This is a genomic window from Sodalis sp. RH14 (assembly GCF_047324285.1).
Taxonomy (GTDB): domain Bacteria; phylum Pseudomonadota; class Gammaproteobacteria; order Enterobacterales; family Enterobacteriaceae; genus Acerihabitans.
Map to the genome: position 1 here is coordinate 4,998,434 of NZ_CP178739.1, position 18,417 is coordinate 5,016,850.

The 18,417-nt window shown below is 59.1% G+C and carries 17 protein-coding genes and 1 riboswitch; of the genes, 8 read left to right on the forward strand and 9 right to left on the reverse strand.

What is annotated here, in order from left to right; all coding sequences use genetic code 11:
• Positions 1–28: 28 nt before the first annotated feature.
• Positions 29–1,258, reverse strand: a complete 1,230-nt coding sequence (locus ACL2XQ_RS22725; protein ID WP_413721493.1) for an MFS transporter — start codon at positions 1,256–1,258, stop codon at positions 29–31.
• A 112-nt stretch (positions 1,259–1,370) separates the two neighbouring features.
• On the opposite strand from ACL2XQ_RS22725, the gene ACL2XQ_RS22730 reads away from it, so the two are divergent.
• Positions 1,371–1,985 carry a TetR/AcrR family transcriptional regulator gene (locus tag ACL2XQ_RS22730; protein WP_410016724.1) on the forward strand — a complete coding sequence of 205 codons (615 nt, stop codon included), beginning with the start codon at positions 1,371–1,373 and terminating at the stop codon, positions 1,983–1,985.
• 81 nt (positions 1,986–2,066) lie between these two features.
• Here ACL2XQ_RS22730 and parE read toward each other — a convergent pair whose 3' ends face one another.
• From parE to nudF, 5 genes are all read right to left on the reverse strand, one after another.
• A complete protein-coding gene (gene parE / locus ACL2XQ_RS22735; protein WP_410013437.1) occupies positions 2,067–3,962 on the reverse strand; it encodes a DNA topoisomerase IV subunit B in 1,896 nt (631 codons plus the stop codon).
• Between the two features lie 95 nt (positions 3,963–4,057).
• Positions 4,058–4,639 (reverse strand): esterase YqiA, encoded by a 582-nt coding sequence (gene yqiA, locus ACL2XQ_RS22740; protein WP_410013436.1) that lies wholly within the window; start codon positions 4,637–4,639, stop codon positions 4,058–4,060.
• Entirely contained in the window at positions 4,639–5,466 is an 828-nt protein-coding gene (cpdA, locus tag ACL2XQ_RS22745; RefSeq protein WP_413721494.1) for a 3',5'-cyclic-AMP phosphodiesterase, read from the reverse strand. The genes yqiA and cpdA overlap by 1 nt, the downstream gene beginning before the upstream one ends.
• A 27-nt stretch (positions 5,467–5,493) precedes the next feature.
• Positions 5,494–5,919: a DUF1249 family protein gene (locus tag ACL2XQ_RS22750; protein WP_410013434.1), complete on the reverse strand. Its 426-nt coding sequence runs from the start codon at positions 5,917–5,919 to the stop codon at positions 5,494–5,496.
• On the reverse strand, positions 5,919–6,551 hold the full coding sequence (gene nudF / locus ACL2XQ_RS22755; RefSeq protein WP_410013433.1) for an ADP-ribose diphosphatase: 633 nt from the start codon (positions 6,549–6,551) through the stop codon (positions 5,919–5,921). The genes ACL2XQ_RS22750 and nudF overlap by 1 nt, the downstream gene beginning before the upstream one ends.
• A 221-nt stretch (positions 6,552–6,772) precedes the next feature.
• Here nudF and tolC point away from each other — a divergent pair, with 221 nt between their 5' ends.
• The 3 genes from tolC (at position 6,773) to ACL2XQ_RS22770 (ending at position 10,328) form a co-directional block, all read left to right on the forward strand.
• Positions 6,773–8,302: an outer membrane channel protein TolC gene (tolC, locus tag ACL2XQ_RS22760; RefSeq protein WP_413739747.1), complete on the forward strand. Its 1,530-nt coding sequence runs from the start codon at positions 6,773–6,775 to the stop codon at positions 8,300–8,302.
• A gap of 195 nt (positions 8,303–8,497) precedes the next feature.
• A complete protein-coding gene (locus ACL2XQ_RS22765) occupies positions 8,498–9,160 on the forward strand; it encodes a DUF1190 family protein (protein ID WP_413739748.1) in 663 nt (220 codons plus the stop codon).
• A gap of 7 nt (positions 9,161–9,167) precedes the next feature.
• On the forward strand, positions 9,168–10,328 hold the full coding sequence (locus tag ACL2XQ_RS22770; RefSeq protein WP_410013430.1) for a glutathionylspermidine synthase family protein: 1,161 nt from the start codon (positions 9,168–9,170) through the stop codon (positions 10,326–10,328).
• 45 nt (positions 10,329–10,373) lie between these two features.
• Here the strand turns inward: ACL2XQ_RS22770 and ygiD are convergent, their stop codons facing one another.
• Together ygiD and norR are read right to left on the reverse strand one after the other, a co-directional pair.
• On the reverse strand, positions 10,374–11,159 hold the full coding sequence (ygiD, locus tag ACL2XQ_RS22775) for a 4,5-DOPA dioxygenase extradiol (protein WP_410013429.1): 786 nt from the start codon (positions 11,157–11,159) through the stop codon (positions 10,374–10,376).
• A gap of 194 nt (positions 11,160–11,353) precedes the next feature.
• Positions 11,354–12,874 carry a nitric oxide reductase transcriptional regulator NorR gene (norR, locus tag ACL2XQ_RS22780; protein ID WP_413721498.1) on the reverse strand — a complete coding sequence of 507 codons (1,521 nt, stop codon included), beginning with the start codon at positions 12,872–12,874 and terminating at the stop codon, positions 11,354–11,356.
• 255 nt (positions 12,875–13,129) lie between these two features.
• On the opposite strand from norR, the gene norV reads away from it, so the two are divergent.
• The 3 genes from norV to tehB all read left to right on the forward strand — a co-directional run bounded on the left by norV (position 13,130) and on the right by tehB (position 16,662).
• Positions 13,130–14,536, forward strand: a complete 1,407-nt coding sequence (gene norV, locus ACL2XQ_RS22785) for an anaerobic nitric oxide reductase flavorubredoxin (RefSeq protein ID WP_413721499.1) — start codon at positions 13,130–13,132, stop codon at positions 14,534–14,536.
• Between the two features lie 9 nt (positions 14,537–14,545).
• Positions 14,546–15,682, forward strand: coding sequence for an NADH:flavorubredoxin reductase NorW (gene norW, locus ACL2XQ_RS22790; protein ID WP_413727633.1), 1,137 nt, complete (start codon positions 14,546–14,548; stop codon positions 15,680–15,682).
• A 116-nt stretch (positions 15,683–15,798) separates the two neighbouring features.
• A complete protein-coding gene (tehB, locus tag ACL2XQ_RS22795; RefSeq protein WP_410013425.1) occupies positions 15,799–16,662 on the forward strand; it encodes an SAM-dependent methyltransferase TehB in 864 nt (287 codons plus the stop codon).
• Positions 16,663–16,876: 214 nt separating this feature from the next.
• Here the strand turns inward: tehB and ribB are convergent, their stop codons facing one another.
• Positions 16,877–17,530, reverse strand: a complete 654-nt coding sequence (gene ribB / locus ACL2XQ_RS22800; protein WP_410013424.1) for a 3,4-dihydroxy-2-butanone-4-phosphate synthase — start codon at positions 17,528–17,530, stop codon at positions 16,877–16,879.
• A 109-nt stretch (positions 17,531–17,639) separates the two neighbouring features.
• A riboswitch (FMN riboswitch) is annotated at positions 17,640–17,815 on the reverse strand.
• A gap of 129 nt (positions 17,816–17,944) precedes the next feature.
• Between ribB and ubiK the strand changes: the two genes are divergently transcribed.
• Entirely contained in the window at positions 17,945–18,346 is a 402-nt protein-coding gene (ubiK, locus tag ACL2XQ_RS22805; RefSeq protein WP_413721502.1) for a ubiquinone biosynthesis accessory factor UbiK, read from the forward strand.
• Positions 18,347–18,417: the final 71 nt, after the last annotated feature.

Sequence of the window (18,417 nt, forward strand, 5' to 3'; positions counted from 1 at the left end):
AACCCGCAGCGTGCAACGGCAAATTTTTCTAATCGGTAACCAAGGCGCGGTCCTGCCGGCTGCCGGCGGGAAATCCATGCCGGGAGGCGCGGGAGGCGACGGCAAGGCCTGCCAGTAAAAGGGCCAGCAGAACCCAGGGGAATGACCGTACGCCCCCATGGTCAAGCAGCAGTCCGCCGAAAAGCCCGCCAAGGGCAATGGCGCTGTTCCAAACCACGACGTTCATTGACAGCGCAACGTCCGCGCCCGCCCCGGCCGCGTCGGCCAGCGCGGTCTGGAGCAATGTGGCGGCGCCGCCGAACGTCAGTCCCCAAACGGCGACACCGGCATAGATCATCAGGGGTGAGGCGGCATTAAGGCCAAAGAGGAGTGATATCAGCGCAAACACGGATAACGAGATCAGCACCGCCCGGCGCAGATGTTGTTCGACAACGCGTCCCGTAATGGAGATGCCCCCGAGCGCGGCCAGGCCGAAAGCCAGCAATACCCGATCGACGCTGCCGGCCAGACCGGCCGGACCGATAAACGGGGCAACGTACGTATACAGTATGTTATGAGCCAGCATCCAGAGTAATACCACCGCCAGTACGGGTCTTACGCCCGGCGTGAAAAGGACTTTTTTCAGCTGCATCCGTTGCGGATCCGACTGTCCCGGATAGTTCGGCACGGCGGCAAGAACCCAAACGATGAGGATGACGGACAGTCCGGACATCACGGCGAAAGTCAGGCGCCAGCCCAGCACACTCCCCAGCCAGGTACCCAGCGGCACGCCAAGGGAAAGCGCAATAGGGGTTCCCACCATCGCCAGGGCCATTGCCCGGCCCTGTAATGCCGGCTGTACCATCCGGCGGGCGTAGCCGGCCAGCAGGCTCCAGGCGAGACCGGCGCAAGCCCCCGCCAGAAAGCGCGCCGCCAGCGTAAGCATCATGCTGGACGACATCGCCGTCAGCGTATTGAACGCCAGAAAACCGGCGATCGTTACCAGCAACACGTGCCGCCGGGGCCATGTGCGTGTCGCGAGCGTCAATGGAATGGCCGCAATCAGTGAACCGGCGGCATATACGGTCACCATTTGGCCCGCCAGCGACATCGAGATCCCTAGGCCGGCGCTGATTTCGGGTAATAAGCCAGCGGGAACGGTTTCGGTCATAATGCATATAAACCCCGTCATGGCGAGGGCCAGCAGCGCGAGTACCGGCAGGCTTTCATTTTGCTGCCGGTAGTCTTGGCGCCGGGAGGGAGAATGCTGAGATTTCATTGCGTATACTCTTGGGCTTATTTATATATCAATTAGTACAAATATCGTGAAACGAATAGGTTGTCAAACAATTATGTATCAATTAGTATAAAATTATTGAAGCAGGAGAGAGATCATGCGAACCGGACGACCCAGACAGTTTGATCGCGACGAAGCCGTGCGCCAGGCAATGCATCTGTTCTGGGAATATGGTTATGAATCAACGTCATTGACGCAACTGAAAGCGGCTATCGGCCGCGGCATCACCGCACCCAGTTTTTATGCCGCCTTTGGTTCAAAAGAAGGGCTTTTTCGTGAAGCGGTGGCCTGTTACCTGGCCACGCACGGGCGCGTCACCGAGCCGCTTTGGGATCCGGCACTGCCGCCTCGCCAGGCCATTGAGCGGGCGTTGTCGGATTCCGCCCGCATGCAGTGCGAACCCGGGCATCCCAAAGGGTGCATGGTGGCGCTCGGCGTCATGTCTGCCGGCTCCCCCGAGTACAACCCGGTGCTCAAACCGCTTGCCGATTCCCGCAACCGCACACGCACCGGATTGAGAAACTGTGTTAACAGAGCTATCAGCTCAGGAGAACTGCGGGAAGAGGCCGGTACGCAGGCCCTGGTGGTTATTTTTGACAGCTTCCTGCTGGGGATATCCACGCTGGCGCGCGACGGCATACCCCTGAGCGATATCGAAGGGGCGATTGCCCAGATTATGACCTTGTGGGATGCGGCGTCCGCCAGTTAGCCCAAGAGGTTTCAGGCGGCTATCCGCGCAGCCAGCACGGCTGGCCGCCTTGCGCCGGCAGGCGCCCCTGCCGTAAGGGGACTATACCTCGATCTCGGCCTCGTCGCCTTTTTCCTGCAGCCAGTTGCGCCGGTCTTCCGAGCGTTTTTTCGCCAGCAGCATATCCATCATCGCCAGCGTCTGCTGCATATCCTCGTCGTTGATGGTGAGCTGCACCAGGCGGCGGGTGTTGGGATCGAGCGTGGTCTCGCGCAGCTGCAGCGGGTTCATTTCCCCCAGCCCTTTAAAGCGCTGCACGTTCGGGGTGCCTTTTTTGCGTTTCAGTTGCTCGAGCACGCCGGCTTTTTCGCCTTCGTCCAGGGCATAAAACACTTCCTTGCCCAGATCGATACGGTACAACGGCGGCATGGCGACATACACATGGCCTTCCTTCACCACCGCGCGGAAATGGCGCACAAACAGCGCGCACAGCAGGGTGGCGATATGCAGGCCGTCGGAGTCGGCGTCGGCCAGGATGCAAATCTTGCCGTAGCGCAGCTGGCTTAAATCATCGCTGTCCGGATCAATGCCGATCGCCACCGAAATATCATGCACTTCCTGCGACGCCAGCACTTCATCCGAGGAGACTTCCCAGGTGTTGAGGATCTTGCCCTTCAGCGGCATGATCGCCTGGTATTCCCGATCGCGCGCCTGCTTGGCCGACCCGCCGGCGGAGTCCCCTTCCACCAGGAACAGCTCGGTGCGCGCCAGATCCTGCGCGGTGCAATCCGCCAGTTTCCCCGGCAGCGCCGGGCCGCTGGTCAACTTCTTGCGCACCACTTTTTTCGAGGCGCGCAAACGCCGCTGGGCGCTGGCCACCGCCAGTTCCGCCAGCTGTTCGGCTACCTGGGTATTTTGATTCAGCCACAGGCTGAAGGCATCCTTCACCACGCCGGAGACAAACGCGGCGCACTGGCGGGAAGACAAACGCTCCTTGGTCTGGCCGGCAAACTGCGGATCCTGCATTTTCACCGACAGCACATAGGCGCAGCGCTCCCAGATATCTTCCGCCGACAGCTTAACGCCGCGCGGCAGGATATTGCGGTATTCGCAAAACTCGCGCATGGCGTCCAGGAGGCCCTGGCGCAGCCCGTTGACATGGGTGCCGCCCTGGGGGGTGGGGATCAGGTTAACATAGCTTTCGGTCAGCAGCTCGCCGCCCTCGGGCAGCCAGAGCAGGGCCCAGTCGACGGTTTCGGTATCGCTGGCAAAGGCGCCGGTAAACGGCGCCTCGGGCAGGGTAATCAGCCCGTTGATCGCCTGGTTAAGGTAGTCGGTCAGGCCGGAGGCGTAGCACCAGCGGTGCTCGGTGTTATTAACCTGATCGGTAAAGACTATTTCCACGCCGGGACAAAGCACCGCCTTCGCTTTGAGCAAATGGGCCAGCCGGGAGGCTGAAAAACGCGGGCTGTCGAAGAACTGCGGATCGGGCCAGAAATGCACGCTGGTGCCGGTGTTGCGTTTGCCGCAGGTGCCGATGACCGACAGATCCTCGACCTTATCGCCGTTTTCGAACGCGATGGCGTAGATGTTGCCGTCGCGGCGCACCGTCACATCCACCCGGGTAGACAGGGCATTGACCACTGAAATACCCACACCGTGCAGGCCGCCGGAGAACTGGTAGCTTTTGTTGGAGAATTTACCGCCCGCATGCAGGCGGCACATAATCAGCTCGACCGCCGGCACCCCCTCCTCGGTATGGATATCCACCGGCATGCCGCGGCCGTCGTCGGTCACTTCCAGGGATTGATCGGCATATAACACCACGTCGATACGCCGGGCATGGCCCGCCAGCGCTTCGTCGACGCTATTGTCGATGACCTCCTGGCCCAGATGGTTGGGCCGGGTGGTGTCCGTGTACATGCCGGGACGACGACGTACCGGCTCCAGTCCGCTTAATACTTCTATCGCATCGGCGTTATAGCTTGATTGAGTCATGGCTTAAAGTATATTTCGTGACAAATTGTTGGAGAGCCTACCGCAAAGGACACCCCCTCGGGAAGCGTTATTCGCGCGGCTCAAACGGCGGCGATTCAGACTTTATTCAGCCCCAGGAAATCAATTATGGGAGAGAAAAAATGCTCGAACCCGACAAAGGCGTGATTCCCGCCCGATTCCACGGTCTGGCGGCAGTGGGTGTAATACTCCTGCGCCTGCCGGTAATCAAGGATCTCGTCGCCTGTTTGCTGCAGCAACCAGATAAGGTCCGGCGATTCCAGCCTGTCGACATGCATCAGCTTCAGGTCGTAGACATGGCGAGACTCTAGCACATAATGTTGGCCGGTGTAGGGATTCTCATTCTTGCCCAGGAACTCCGCCAGCAGCTCGAACGGCCGCACCGCGGGGTTAACCACCACGGCGGGCAGCATAAAGGATTGGGACAGCCAGGTGGCATAATAACCGCCCAGGGACGACCCGACAATGCCCAGCGGTTCGCCGGCCCGGTCAAGGACCAGCGACTCGATCATGTCGGCCGCGTCGGCGGGATACACCGGCAACTGCGGGACGATCATCTCGATATCGGGATGATGCCGGGCGAGCCAGGCCTTGAAAGACGTGGCCTTGGCCGAGGCGGGGGAACTGTTGAAACCATGAAGATAAAGCAGGACCGCCATCAATAGCCTTCCGAATCCGTGTCGGGCAGATACTCGTCGCCGGATAACCGATGGACCTCGGTCGACAACGTGCCGTCAGGATGCAAATCGAGATAACGCCAGCCGGGCCCGACGGAATCGATAGTAAAATTGGTGCAGTGCGGTTTGAACTGCACGCAGGTGGACGGCGAGGCCAAAACGCGCCGGCCCTGCCAGTCGACATCCAGTTCCTGGTGTATATGGCCGCACAGCAGCGTGGTTACCCTGGGAAACCTGGCCAGCGTCGCCGCCAGCATATGCGCGTTGCGCAGGCTATGCTGGTCAAGCCAGATGCAGCCGGACGCGAACGGATGGTGATGCAGCAGCAGCAGCGTATAGCGCTCGGGCTGCGAGTCCAGGGCCTTTTCCAGCCATTCAAGCTGATAATCGCTCAGTTCGCCGTGCGGTACGCCGAACACCTGGCTGTCAAGCAGCACCAGTTGCCATTGATCGCCGAGCAGCACATGTTTCGACGGCGATATTCCGCCGTCCGCCAAGGCCTTGACCATTGCCGGCTGGTAATCATGATTGCCTGGTAACCAGACGCAGGGCGCGGGCAACCGCGTAATGCCCCTGGCGAAGTGCTGGTAGGCCTCAAGGGAATGGTCCTGGGCCAAATCACCTGTCGCGACCACCAAATCGTAATGATGACGTTCAGCTTCAACCGCGTCCAATACCGCGCAATAGCTACGGTAGGTATTCACCCCGAGCAGCGCCTCATCCTCACCGGCAAACAAATGAGTGTCTGTGATCTGTAAAATCCTGATAATGGCCCCATTCGCCACAGGAAGTGTCAACAGGCTTTCCAAAGGGTATCCTTGGTTATTGAAATCTGCCTAACAAACGGGAACCGCCATCGCCCCATACGCTAAACAATAGCGTAGCCAATCCGCAAGGAATTGGTTGATTTGATGTTTTTCGTCACGTTGGTGTAACTTTTTATTAGGGTAATCATACCTTGCCTTGAAACGATAGATCTGCTGACTGGAACACACTTCCGCAACCATGGCGTCCCGGTACAGCCGCACGCTCATGGACGGCAGGCTCCAGTAGCTGACCAGCGGTTCGGTCTGGAGTATCTGCACCAGGGTGGTGTAACGCGTCGCCTCCAGTATGGTCAGGCGATAGCTGGCGCCGTTGACCTGATAGGTTATGGCGTCCCCCACCTCGTTGGTGCGCGGCAACAGCCGGCGCAGCTGGGCGAAATTGGTCTCGCACAGGCGCATCATTTCAGGAAAATCAGGGGTGTAGCGCTTGATCATTAATCGGCCCACTCTTTTCGTAAGGATTCATGGTGTAGTGCCAGCCATTGCAGGGCAATGACGGAGGCCGCGTTATCGATAATCCCTTCCTCAACCCAACGGTAAGCCTGCTCCCGGCTGACCACGTGAAGACGGATATCTTCGTTTTCTTCCACCAATCCGTGGATACCTTCGGCCAGCTGCGCGTCCACCTCGCCGGCCATAATCGTCAAGCGTTCGCTGGTGCCGCCCGGACTTGCCAGATAGCTTAGCAGCAGTTTGCAACGGCCGATGTCCAGCCCCGCCTCCTCAATGGACTCCCGCCGCGCCACCTGTTCGTGCGATTCGCCAGGCTCGATCATACCGGCTACCAGCTCCAACAGCCAGGGGGTCGGACTGCTATCATAAGAGGCAATACGAATTTGTTCCAACAATACAACTTCATCTCGCACCGGATCATAGGGTAACAATACCACGGCATGTCCGCGCTCTAAAATTTCCCGCCGCACCTCGCCGCTCATCTCGCCGTTAAACAGGCGATGGCGGAACCGATACAACTCCAGGGAAAAAAATCCACGGTAAAGCGTTTCGCGTGCAATAATTTCTACATCATTTTTACCAAATGTTACCGGTGAGGGTGTGGACGAAACCATGGAAACGACTCCTTTTGGGATGATTTGTCAGTAGCGACGGCGTCAGGCAATCACTTTTCTCGCTAATTAGGTGGATTGTGATAAATTTTATCCCACAGATTCAAGATGGCACATTAAGCCACCACCTACTTCTGGCGGACTCTGGTAGAATCGTGCACTATTTCATGGCTCATTATCGCCAGCGCTACCATAGCAATTTTGCTGTATCAAAAGGAATGCAAATGAAGAAACTGCTCCCCCTTCTTATCGGACTCGGCCTCGGCGGCTTCAGTGCGTTAAGTCAGGCAGAAAATCTGCTACAGGTATATCAGCAGGCGCGGTTGTCCAACCCGGATCTGCGGCAATCCGCGGCCGATCGCGACGCGGCATTTGAAAAAATCAACGAAGCGCGCAGTCCGTTGTTGCCACAGCTCGGGCTGGGGGCGGATTATACGTATAGTCAAGGCGCCCGTGATAGCAAAGACATCAATTCCGGCGTTGCCAGCGGGTCGCTGCAGCTGACCCAGACCATCTTCGATATGTCGAAATGGCGCGCGCTGACCATTCAGGAAAAAACCGCCGGCGTCCAGGACGTCTCTTACCAGGCCGCCCAGCAGACCTTAATCCTGAATACCGCCACCGCCTATTTTAACGTATTAAGCGCCATTGACGCGCTGTCTTATACCGAGGCGCAGAAACAGTCGATTTACCGCGAACTGGATCAAACCACCCAGCGTTTTAACGTCGGCCTGGTGGCCATTACCGATGTGCAGAACGCCCGCGCCCAGTATGACCAGGTGCTGGCCGACGAGGTCACCGCCCGCAACACGCTGGACAACGCGCTGGAAAGCCTGCGCCAGATAAGCGGCAACTTTTATCCGCAGTTGGCCTCGCTTAACGTGCAGCGCTTCAAGGCTGAACGTCCCCAGCCCATCGCCGGCCTGCTGAAACAGGCGGAAACACGTAACCTGAACCTGTTAAGCGCCCGCCTGTCGCAGGATGTGGCGCGCGAGAATATCCGTTATTACGAAACCGGCCATTACCCGACCCTGAGCCTGAATGCCGAGTCGTCGGTGACCAATACCGATTATAACGGATCCAGGACAAATAATGATCCGACTTACGCAAACCGGCGTATCGGCCAGAACTCTATCGGCCTGAGCCTGAACGTGCCGATTTACTCCGGCGGTTCGGTGACCTCGCAGGTAAAACAGGCGCAGTACAGTTTCGTCAGCGCCAGCGAACAGTTGGAAAGCGCGCATCGCAGCGCGGTGCAGACCGTACGTTCTTCCTTTAATAATATTTCCGCCTCCGTCAGCTCCATCGACGCTTATGAACAGGCGGTCATTTCGGCGCAAAGCTCCCTGGACGCGTCCGAAGCCGGTTATGAAGTGGGCACCCGCACCATCGTCGACGTGCTGGACGCCACCACCACGCTCTATAACGCCAAGCGGCAGCTGTCGGATGCGCGTTATACCTATGTCATCAACCAGCTGAACCTGAAACAGGCCCTCGGCACCCTGAATGAAGGCGATATCCAGGCGCTTAACGCTTCCCTCGGCCAGCAGATTGCCACCAGTCCCGAACAGGTGGCGCCGGAAAATCCGTCCCAGGTCGCCAAGGCCGAAGGCGTCAGCCCGAGCCAGACTGCCAACGCGCCGCGCGCCAACCAAAGCCAGGAGCAGGCGACACGCCCCCAGGCCGCGACGGTCAGCGCCACCGCGCCGGTTAATTCCAGCTCCGCCACCGGCCGCAATCCCTTCAGGCATTAAGCGTTTTCCAGGCGGGCAGCCCGCCCGCCTGGCCCCTCCGGCGACATCCCGCCTTTCCGCCGCGATCCCACCTTTATGTATAACTATGTAAAGATGTTTCCGCAGTCGCCGCCGATGCTTCTTATTTAGGCATTTTTACCCTATTCTTAGAGCGTATCTCCGGGAATGTTAAATCGTTAATAAAGCAGGAAAATAATGAAACGGACAAAAGACATTAACCACGCCAGTTTCCGCAAGCAATGGCGTGCCTGCCGCATGGCGCCGGTCGCGCTGGCGGTCGGCGCGGTGTTTATGCTGGCCGGCTGCGAGAAAAGCGACGAGAACGTGTCGCTGTATCAAAACAGCGATGACTGTACCCGCGCCAATCCGTCCATGAGCGAGCAGTGCACCACCGCGTTTAACAACGCGCAGAAAGAGGCGGTGAAAACCGCGCCCAAATACGCCTCGCGCGAAGACTGCGTCGCCGAATTCGGCGAAGGGCAATGTACCCAGGCCCCCGCCCAGGCCGGCGTGGCCGCCGAATCGCAGCAAAGCGGCAGTTTCTGGATGCCCCTGATGGCCGGCTATATGATGGGCCGCATGATGGGCGGCGGCGGTTATGCGCAGCAGCCGCTGTTCACGTCGCGCGCGCCCAACAGCCCGGCGAACGGCAAGTTTGTCGACGCCACCGGCCGTAACTACGGCCCCGCCACTACCGGGCGCAGCATGAATGTGCCGAAAACCGCCATGGCGCCCAAGACGCCGACCACCAATACCGTCACGCGCGGCGGCTTCGGCGAAACGGTGGCGAAACAGAACGCCACCATGCAGCGCAGCAGCAGCACCGCGCCACGTCGCAGCATGAGCATTGGCGGCTAAGCGGGACATGAAACGAGTTACCCTGAACGAACGCCCGGACTGGCGCGAAAAAGCCGCCGAATATGGTTTTGAGTTCCATACCATGTACGGCGAGCCCTACTGGTGCGAGGATGCGTATTACCAATTTACGCTGGCGCAGATAGAAACGCTGGAGGATGTGACCGCCGAGCTGCATCAGATGTGCCTGAAAGTCGTGGCGAAAGTGGTGGACAGCGACGCGCTGCTGGCCAAATTCCGCATCCCCAAGCATACCTGGCAATTTGTGCGCAACGCCTGGCATACCCAACAGCCCTCGCTCTACTCCCGTCTGGATTTAGTCTATGACGGCCGGCAGCCGCCAAAACTGCTGGAAAATAACGCCGATACCCCCTCGTCCCTGTATGAAGCCGCTTTTTTCCAGTGGATTTGGCTTGAGGATCAGATCAAGTCCGGCCAGCTGCCGGCCGGGGCCGACCAATATAACAGCCTGCAGGAAAAGCTGATCGAACGCTTCCGGGAGCTCAAGGAGCAGCATGGTTTCAGCTTGCTGCATTTTGCCTGCTGCCAGGATACCACCGAGGATCGCGGCACGGTGCAGTACCTGCAGGACTGCGCGCTGGAGGCGGAATTACCCAATGATTTTCTGTTTATCGAGGAAATCGGCCTGGGCGAAAGAGGCCAGTTTACCGATACCGAAAACCGGGTGATCGGCAATATGTTTAAGTTCTATCCGTGGGAATTCATGCTGCGGGAGATTTTCTCCACCAAGCTTGAGGACGCGGGGGTGCGCTGGCTGGAACCGGCCTGGAAAAGCATTATCTCCAACAAGGCGCTGCTGCCGATGTTATGGGAAATGTTCCCGGGGCATCCCAACCTGCTGCCGGCCTATTTTGCCGAAGACAACCCGCCGCCGATGGATCACTATGTGGTGAAGCCGCTGTTTTCCCGCGAAGGCGCCAATATCCGCATCGTCGAAAACGGCAAGGAAACCGCCCGCGTGGACGGGCCTTATGGCGAAGAAGGCACCATCGTGCAGCAGTTTTGCCCGTTGCCGCGCTTCGGCGACAGCTATACCGTTATCGGCAGCTGGCTGGTGAACGACAGGCCTTGCGGCATCGGCATCCGGGAAGATAAAGAACTGATCACCCAGGATCTGTCGCGCTTTTACCCGCATATTATCCTCGACTGAGCGCCCCAAAGCATACGCAGCGGCAGCGCCGCTGCGTAACAGCGTTTAACCCACCTGCACCGACAGCATGCTTAACGACGCCATCTCAATGCCGTCCACCGGTATGGAAATCGCCTCTTCGCCATCCCAGGCGCCCAGTATATAAAGCAGCGGCAGGTAATGATCGGGCGATGGGTTGGACAGCGCCGCGCCGTCATGAGCCATAAAATCCACCAGCGGATGGACGCCCTGGCCGCGCCAGCCGATATTGTCGCGCACAAACTGGTTAAAGGATAACGCCCAGGGATAGGGCGGCGCCTCGCCGTGCCATTGGATCATGCGCAGGTTATGCACCACGTTGCCGCTGGCGACCATCATCACGCCCTGGTCGCGCAGCGCCGCCAGTTTTCGCCCCAGCTGGAAATGATATTCCGGCGGCTGGGTACCGTCGATACTGAGCTGTACCATGGGGATATCCGCGTCCGGATACATTTTTTTCACCACCCCCCAGGAACCGTGATCAAAACCCCATTCGGTCAGATCGGCGCTGACGGCCACCGGCAGCAGCAGTTCCTGGATGGTGGCGGCAAGGGCGGGCGAGCCCGGCGCCGGATAACGGATATCAAACAACGCCTGGGGAAAACCGCCGAAATCATGGAGGGTGCGCGGGTTTTCCATCGCGGTCACCGCGGTGCCGCGGGTAAACCAATGGGCGGATATCGCCAGGATGGCGCGGGGACGCGGCAAGGTCCGGCCGAGGCGTTGCCAGGTTTGGGTATATTGATTATCTTCCAGCACGTTCATCGGACTGCCGTGGCCGAGAAACAGCGCGGGCATACGGGGTTCGCTCATGGGTCATTCCTTCTGTATCATCTTGTCGCGCCTGGCGCCTTATGCTGATTAACTTACGCCTTGCGGCCGGAAAATAAACCCGGATAAGCATGATCATCTTATTCAATATATTTGAATAAACCTAAACGTCCGCGTGGCTCGTCCCCGCGCGCCAAGGACGATGATGCCGCGGCGCAAAGCCGGGCGGCGGCTTTTCACTTAATCCCCAGCCGCTTCGCCAGCCGGTGCAAATTGCCGGGATTGACCGCCAGCCTGCGCGCGCAGGCCGACCAGTTATCGCCGCAGCCGGCCAGCGTCATGCGGATTAAGCGGCGCTGGTAATCGTCGGTGCCGTCGCGCAGGGTAGCGGAAGCGATAGGGTCATGCGGCGGCGCGACGTGCGTTAATGGGGGCGAGGCCCCATCCAGGGCAAAATTCTCCGGCCGCAATACCACCTCGGCGTTGCCCTGCCCCGCACGCGCCAGCACCGTGGCGCGATAAATGGCATGCTCCAGCTCGCGCACATTGCCCGGCCAGCCGTTTTCCGCCAGCAGCGCCAGGGTGGCCGGCGCCAGCGCCACGCGCTGCAGTCCCAGCCGGATGCGGCTGCGTTCGCAAAAAAAACCGGCCAGCAGGGCAATATCCCGCCCGCGCTCGCGCAGCGGCGGCACATGGACGGGAAACACGCTTAAGCGGTGAAACAGATCGGCGCGAAACTGCCCGGCCAGCACCGCCTCCTTCAGCACGCGATTGGTGGCGGCCAGGACGCGCACATTGACCCGCAGGCTTTGATCGTCGCCGACGCGCTGTAAATCGCCGTACTGCAATACCCGCAGCAGTTTTGCCTGCAATGTCAGCGACAGCTCGCCGATTTCATCCAGGAACAACGTGCCGTTATCCGCCAGTTCAAATTTACCGATACGATGATGAATGGCGCCGGTAAAGGCGCCTTTGACATGGCCGAACAATTCGCTTTCCGCCACCGATTCCGGCAGGGCCGCGCAGTTAAGGTACACCAGCGGATTGGCCGCCCGTGGCGATTGCAGATGTATAGCGCGCGCCACCAGCTCCTTGCCGACGCCGGTTTCGCCGGTGATCAGCACGTTCAGATCCGAATTGGCCACGATGCCGATTTCCTTTTTCAGCTGCGCCATGACCCCGGACAAGCCGATCATTTCGTCGGCGCCCTCGGTTTGCGGCCGGCCGACGGCGCTTATCGGCGCAATGGCCTGTTTTTCCAATTGCTCCACCAGCAGCGCGTTGCTGAGCGCGACCGAGAACAGCGCCCCCACCAGACGCAGTTCCTCATCGCTGAAATGATCGAGCTGATGCGCATCCATATCGTCAATAGTCAGGGCGCCGACCAGGTTCTGGTGGGTAAACAGCGGCAGGCCGATACAGGCATGCACCTTCAATTGCTCATGGCCCGGGATCAGCCCGTCGTAAGGATCGGGCAACAGGCTGTCCGCCGGAAAACGCACCACATCGCCGGCGCGGGCGATGGCCTCCAGACGGGGATGCTCGGACAGCCGGAAACGGCGCCCCAGCACGTCGGGCGACAGACCGGCGATCGCCAGCGGCCGGAACAGCTGCTGTTCATAGCTGAGCAGCGCGCAGGCGTCGCACGCGAGCAACCGGCGCAGGCTGTTGATCAACTGCTGGAAACGGTCCCTGCCGGAGATGCCCGATTGCAGCTCAATGGCAATCCGGCTCAGGGTTTGCATGGATAACGCCATAAGGATAAGCACCTGAAAGGTAAAAAGCGGCGACAAGCCACAGCGTCATTACGCCGCGCAGGGCGGATGCGGCCCGGAGCGCCGACTATCTCATTGTGACAATAGCTGTGTCAAAAAAACATATTTCCAATTTCGTCATTTTGACAAATAAATAATTTAAATTCTTTAATTTCAATGAATTAATTATTGGCATGGGTTATGCAGCACTGATGCCATCCAGCGGTTTTCAGTGGCAATTTACCATGAGGTTTTATCATGACGGTACAGGTCAAAAACACTATTCATTGGGTGGGACAACGGGATTGGGAAGTACGCGATTTCCACGGCACCGAGTATAAAACCCTTAAAGGCAGCAGCTATAACAGCTATCTGATCCGTGAAGAAAAAACGGTATTGATTGATACCGTGGACTATAAGTTCAGCCGTGATTTCCTGCAAAACCTCGAGGCGGAAATCGATCTCGCCACCATAGATTATATTATCATCAACCACGCCGAGGAGGATCACGCGGGGGCCCTCACCGCGCTGATGGCGCGTATCCCGCATACGCCGATTTATTGCACCACCAACGCCATTGACTCCATTAACGGCCACCACCATCACCCGGAATGGAACTTTCGCACGGTTAAAACCGGCGACAGCCTGGATATCGGCAACGGCAAGCAGCTGATCTTTATCGAGACGCCGATGCTGCACTGGCCCGACAGCATGATGACCTATCTCAGCGGCGATGCGGTGCTGTTCAGCAACGACGCTTTCGGCCAGCATTATTGCGACGAGCATCTGTTTAACGACGAAGTGGACCAGAATGAACTGTTTGAGCAATGCCAGCGTTACTACGCCAATATCCTGACGCCGTTCAGCCGGCTGGTCACCGCCAAGATCAATGAAATCCTGGGCTTTAACCTGCCCCTGTCGATGATCGCCACGTCCCATGGCGTGGTGTGGCGCGACAATCCGACGCAGATCGTCGCTAAATATCTGCAGTGGGCCGACAGCTACCAGGAGGACCGTATTACCTTGTTTTACGACACCATGTCGAACAACACCCGCATGATGGCGGATGCCATTGCCCAGGGGATTACTGAAACCGATCCCGGCGTGGCGGTAAAAATCTTTAACGTCGCCCGCCATGATAAAAACGAAATCCTGACCCAGGTTTTCCGCTCCAAAGGGGTGTTGGCCGGCTCCTCCACGATGAATAACGTCATGATGCCCAAGGTAGCGGCGCTGCTCGAAGAACTGGCGGGACTGCGCTTTCGCGATAAAAAGGCCTCGGCCTTCGGCAGCTACGGCTGGAACGGCGGCGCGGTGGACCGGGTGCAGACGCGGCTGATGGACGCCGGGTTCGAAACCTCCCTGCCCCTGAAGACTAAATGGCGACCGGACGGCGCGGCGTTGGACCTCTGCCGCGAGCACGGCAGGGAAATTGCCCGCCAGTGGGCGCTGCATCCTTTGGATGAGCAGGTCGCGGTTGCCCCCGCCCCCGCCGCCGCGGACACCGTCAGGATGCAATGCAGCGTGTGCCAATGGATTTACGACCCCGCCCTGGGCGAACCGATGCAGGAAGTGGCGCCCGGTACCGGTTGGCCGCAGGTGCCGGAGACCTTTTTATGCCCGGAATGCGGTCTTGGCAAAGACGTCTTTGACGCGTTGAAATAAGGCGATGAGATGAACGAAGGCATTGTTATTATCGGCTCCGGCTTTGCCGCCCGGCAGTTGATCAAGAACCTGCGCAAGCTCGATGACGGCGTGCCGATCCGGCTTATCGCCGACGACAGCTGCGATGAATACCACAAGCCGGAGCTAAGCCATGTGTTCAGCCAGCGGCAACGCGCGGACGACCTGACCCGGATGACCGCCGGGGACTTTGCCGAACAGTTCCGGCTGACGCTGCACCGTCATTCACGGGCGCAGCGTATCGATGCCGCGGCGCGGCGGGTCTATTGCAGCGACGGCGAATATGGCTACCGTCAGTTGATCCTGGCCACCGGCGCGCAGGCCGTTATCCCGGCGATTGAAGGCCGGGAACTGATGCTGACGCTCAATAGCCAGCAACAGTACCGCCGGATAGAAGACCAGCTGCGGCAGGCGCGGCGGGTCCTGTTATTGGGCGCCGGCCTTATCGGCACTGAACTTGCCATGGACCTGACCCGGGCGGGCAAACAGGTGATCCTCCTCGATCAGGCGGCCAGCATCCTGGCGTCCCTGATGCCGGCTGAAGTCAGCGCGCGTCTCCAGCATCGCCTGGTCCGGCAGGGGGTGGAGCTGATCCTTAACACCCGGCTGCTGAGCCTTTGCCCGACCGCGACCGGCATCGCCGCCGCCCTGCCGCGCGGCCGTCTGCTGGAAGTGGATGCCGCCATTGCCGCCATCGGGCTAAAGCCCGACACCGCGCTGGCCTTATCGGCCGGTCTGGATACCGGCAGGGGTATCCGGGTTAACGACAGATTGCGCACCTCGGATCCCGCCATCTATGCGCTGGGCGATTGCGCGGAAATCAACGGCGCGCTGATGCCTTTTTTACAACCGATACAGCTCAGCGCCGCGGTGTTGGCTAAAAATCTGTTGGGCGGTAACGACAGCCTGTTACTGCCGCCGATGCTGGTAAAGGTGAAAACGCCCGATATGCCGCTGCACCTGGCGGGCCAAACGCAGCGCACGGATTTACACTGGCAGATCAACTTTGACACCCAGGGTATACTGGCGCAGGGTTGGGATGAACAACGGCGGCTGTGCGCCTTTGTCGCGGGAGAAGCGCGGATGAAGGAGGCGTTTTTACTGCTGCGCCAGTTGGCGCCATGCTGAACGCGTCCTCACGGCCGGCGGCCCGGCGGTAGCCGCCCGGTCGGTATTGACCCGCCATCCCCGGCATTATGTTGATAAATTGACGATGGCCGTTGCCCCCAACGGCGGAGAACGATATGCAAGATTTGATGTGTTATAAAACCCTGCCCGAATGGGATAGCCAGACGCTGCCGGAGGCCTTCCGCCAGCGGCACAATACCCAGGAGGGCGTATGGGCGAAACTCACTGTACTGCAGGGCACGCTGTCCTTTGCGTTTTTAAGCGAAAACGATGAGGTGCTGGAATCCCACGCGTTTACGCGCGACAACCCGCCGCCCCTGGTGGAGCCGCAGCGCTGGCACCGTATTGTCGCCAGCTCGGCGGATATGCGTTGCCAACTGGCCTTTTACTGCCGGCCGGAGGATTATTATCATCTTAAGCACGGCATGACGCGCACGCATTCCGAGGTGATTAACGCCGCCGCATACGCGGCGCCGGGCAAAGCGCTGGATCTGGGCTGCGGCGCGGGCCGTAATGCGCTGTATCTGAACCTGCTGGGGTTTGATGTCACGGCGTATGATAAAAGCCAGCAAAGCATCGATGCCCTGAATACCCTTATCGCGATCGAGCAACGCGATCATATCTCAGCCGGCGTTTATGATATCAACGAACAGCTGATAAACGGCCGGTACGACTTTATTCTCTCGACCGTGGTGCTGATGTTTTTACAGGCCGACCGGATCGAGCGCGTTATCCGCAATATGCAGCAAAGCACCAACGACGGCGGGCTGAATCTTATTGTCGCCGCCATGTCCACCGAGGATTGTCCCTGCCCGCTGCCGTTTCCGTTTACTTTCAGCGCCGGGGAACTGTCCGGGTATTATCGCGATTGGGAAATAATAAAATATAACGAGGATAGGGGAGAACTGCATAAAACCGACGCCGAAGGCAACCGCATTAAGCTGCGTTTTGCCACGCTGCTGGCGCGCAAGCGGCCCTGACAGAACCGGGAAAGCAACCGGGCGCCCCCGGCGGCCGGGGCTTCCCGGCACAGCGGCATCGCCAGTACATACGGACGTTTCAGGGCAGAATGCGCGCGGCGAACCTGCTACCCTCGGGGCCTGCGCCGCCTGGTCCCTTCTGCATGCCCGCACGGCGCCGGGCTATTATCCCGGCCCGGCGAAAGCTGCGGCCGCGGGCGACGGCAGCCGCGCGTCAGCTGGCCTGACGTGCCAACGAGCGGCGGTAGTCCACCAGATCTTCGATGGTGACCACCGGCATATCATACTTTTTGCCGAACGCGATGATTTCCGGAGCATGGGCCATGCTGCCGTCCTCATTGGTGACTTCGCACAGCACGCCCATCGGCTTGAGGCCGGCCAGGGTGGTCAGGTCGATGCTGGCCTCGGTATGGCCGCCGCGGGTGAGCACGCCGCCCGGCTGGGCGCGCAGCGGGAACACGTGGCCGGGACGATTGAGATCGCTGGGCTTGGCGTTGTCTTTGATGGCGGCGCGGATGGTGGTCAGGCGGTCGGCGGCGGAAACGCCGGTGGTGACGCCTTCCGCGGCTTCGATGGTGACGGTAAACGCCGTCTGGTAGTGGCTGGAGTTGTGTTCCACCATCATCGGCAGATCCAGCTGCCGGCGGCGCTCCTCGGTCAGGCACAGGCAAACAATGCCGCTGCCGTGGCGGATGGCCAGGGCCATCTGTTCAACCGTCATGCTTTCGGCGGCAAAAATCATGTCGCCTTCGTTTTCACGATCTTCATTGTCCAGCACCAGCACACCGCGACCATGGCGCAATGCGTTAAGTGCGTTTTCCACGCGTTCTGTCGGCGTACCGAACTCGGAAAGAAGCGTCTGATTCATGGTAAAAAAAACCTCATAAAGTATATGGATTACCAGAACCAGGGCAGACTTAGGAGTAGCCTTAACAGGCTAAAAGATAACGAGAATGAGCTGGCAGCTCATTGTTGGCCGTTACTCTCTCCCATCCGGACTATAACCGTCGGCCCCGGAATTACACCGGGTCTGCTGACCTCAAATCCTACGGCAATCTGAGCGCTCGCGGGCTTCCTGTGCAATAATCGTCAATAGCAATTAGCGCACGGGTTTACCGCCGGTGGGGAGTTTCGCCCCGCCCTGAGAATAAGCGGAATTACTATAACGCCATTGGATTATCGGAGCAATTAGCAAACGAATAATTTCTGGCGGCTCTTTTAGTTTCTTCTCGGCTGATCTGGCATTACACTTAACCAAAACTAACGCGTTAGGGAACTACAGATGATAGACACCAAAAAAATCGAACAGCTTGCCCGTCAAATCCATGAGTCCCTGCCAAAAGGCATCCGCGATCTGGGCGATGACGTGGATAAAAAAATCCGCCAGGTATTGCAAAGCCAGTTCAGCCGGATGGATTTAATCAGCCGCGAGGAATTTGACGTGCAGACCCAGGTATTGCTGCGCACCCGGGAAAAGCTGAACCAGCTGGAACTGCGCATCAATGCGCTGGAAACCATGCCGAACAGCGGCGGCGCCCCGACGGTGGCCGGCGCCACATCACCTGTAACCCCGGGCGCCGCCGTATCGGCCCCGGCCGCCGCGCCGGCAAGCGATGAACCGCCGGCCGAAACGCAGGCTGGAAGCATCGCCGCAGACATTAAGGACGCAGGCAAGAAGCCGTAGGCCGCCGCAAAATATCGGGCGGCCGCGGACACGTTATCCGCCGGGAAAAGCGGGGGGCAACGGCGCCGTCG